Below are 2,179 nucleotides of genomic sequence, written 5' to 3' on the forward strand. Positions count from 1 at the left end.
TATCAAACGGTCGTTCTGTACTAATGATCCCTTGTTCAAACTGAAGCAATACAGGCAAATCTTCAATGGTAGCTTTTCTGATCAGCATTAATATCCCCTATTTAAATGGTAAATCGTTCACAATCCGCCAGGAATGCTTCATCAGCATCTGCGCCAATCCCCGGCGCATCCTCAATGGTTAAATGATAGCCGTCGTATATGGCCCCACCAATACAGGGATCAACCAAATGCCCCAGCTTACAGGTATCCATATCATAAAACCGGATATTAGGACAGGCATATACAAAATGCAGTTTGGCACTCAGGGCTATGCGGCTTTCCAGCATCCCTCCCATCATACAAGGGATGCCATATGAAGCCGCCACATCATGGATCTTTTTGGCCTCATAAATACCGCCCGACTTAGCCATTTTAATATTGATATAATGACAGGCACCAGCGTTGATCTGCTTGCGGGCGTCATGATGGTTATAAACACTTTCGTCGGCCATGATCTTAACAGGTGATAACTGCATCAGTTCGGGCACCCTGTCGTCATACCAGGTGCGGATGGGCTGTTCACAAAATTCTATATCATATTTCGCAATAGACTGTAATGCAAAAACAGCTTCGTTAAAGGTCCAGCCCTGGTTGGCATCAATACGGATCTTCATAGCCGGCCCAACGGCTTCGCGAATTTGTTGAATGCGCTCCACATCTTCCACCACATTTTTACCCAGCTTTACCTTTAAGATATTGGCTCCCGAAGCTTTGAAATCAAGCGCCTTTAAAGCCATGGTATGATGCCCGGCTATACCTATAGTAATATCCGATTCTACAACACGCTTTTCGCCACCCAAAAACTGGTATAAAGGCAAGCCTGCGTTTTTGGCAGCTATATCAAACAGGGCATTATCAAAAGCGCTTTTTATAGTGGTATTACCGGCAGTAAAGCTATGCAACTCCTGGAGCCTCGTTTCTATATCAAGCGCATCTTTACCTTTCCATAGCCGGGCAAACTCACGTGCCATAACCAGGCAGGTATCCTGTGTTTCACCAACGATCATCGGGAAAGCGGAGCACTCCCCTACGCCATAAAAACCGGCATCGGTATGTACGCGGATAAAAACATTTTGAGCATGGGATAAAGTCCCGGTGGCAATGGTAAACGGCTCCATCGGGATACTGAAGCGGTAGATATCTATATGGGTGATGGTAATTTGCTGGTTTTCCAAATTGGTAAATGTTTAAAAGCTAAATTAAAACAATTAATTGCAACAATTTACCAACGTAATTTGCATATTATAAGTATTAGTTTATATTTGCATTACTTCAATACAAGTAACAATTCAATTTTAGCCTCTTTTGCCCTTCCATCAGGGAAATTTGCCTGGCTAACTTTCAACTTTCATAAAAACATTTAACATGGCTCAAGAAAACACGCCTGCAAATTTTGATTATAATTCAACCAGGAATAAACTGATCCTGTCTGAATATGGCCGTAACGTACAAAATATGGTTAAATATATTGTAGCGTTACCTACTAAAGAAGAACGTAACCGCTACGCACAGGTAGTAATTGACCTGATGGGCTTTTTAAACCCACACCTGCGCGATGTGGCCGATTTTAAACACAAGCTTTGGGACCACCTGCATATCATATCCGATTACCAGATCGATGTGGATTCGCCTTACCCAAAACCATTGCCTGAAGCGGCTCATATTAAGCCGGCACCTTTACGCTATCCAAATCAGCGCATCAAATACAAGCATTATGGCAAAACCATTGAGCTGATGATTGAAAAGGCTAAAGCCATTGAGGAGCCCGAACGCAAACGCCACATGATCCAGGCCATAGCCAACTTCATGAAAATGGCTTACGTGCAGTGGAATAAAGACTCGGTAAGCGACGAAAGTATCCTGTCTGATCTGTATGCCTTATCAGGTGGTACACTGAAACTGGAGGAGAACATTAACCTCAACCGGGTTGATTTCCGTCCTAATAACTTTCAGCAAAATAATACTAACAATAACCGCGGTCGTAATAACAACCAGAACAATCAAAACCGCGGTGGTGGCAGTAACGGCGGCAGGCAAAACAATAACCAAAACCGCAGCCGTAATAACAATGGCGGTGCAAAAAAATATTAAAATCAAGAGCCCCCTGAGGATTTAGAAATAAGAAAAAAGCGTCATTGCA

2 protein-coding genes are annotated in these 2,179 nt (G+C 43.1%); one reads left to right on the plus strand and one right to left on the minus strand.

Translation table 11 applies throughout. The annotated features are described in order from the left end of the window. Window positions 1-101 precede the first annotated feature (101 nt). Window positions 102-1,199, minus strand: a complete 1,098-nt coding sequence (locus VF500_RS28875; RefSeq protein WP_330862973.1) for a dipeptide epimerase — start codon at window positions 1,197-1,199, stop codon at window positions 102-104. 205 nt (window positions 1,200-1,404) lie between these two features. Here VF500_RS28875 and VF500_RS28880 point away from each other — a divergent pair, with 205 nt between their 5' ends. Beyond that, entirely contained in the window at window positions 1,405-2,130 is a 726-nt protein-coding gene (locus tag VF500_RS28880) for a DUF4290 domain-containing protein (protein ID WP_330862972.1), read from the plus strand. Window positions 2,131-2,179: the final 49 nt, after the last annotated feature.

The organism is Mucilaginibacter sp., from assembly GCF_036383575.1.
In the GTDB taxonomy this organism is placed as follows: Bacteria; Bacteroidota; Bacteroidia; order Sphingobacteriales; family Sphingobacteriaceae; genus Mucilaginibacter.

Coding starts and splice junctions, on each gene's coding strand:
- VF500_RS28880 (WP_330862972.1), top strand. CDS start 1,405: ATGGCTCAAGAAAACACGCCTGCAAATTTTGATTATAATTCAACCAGG.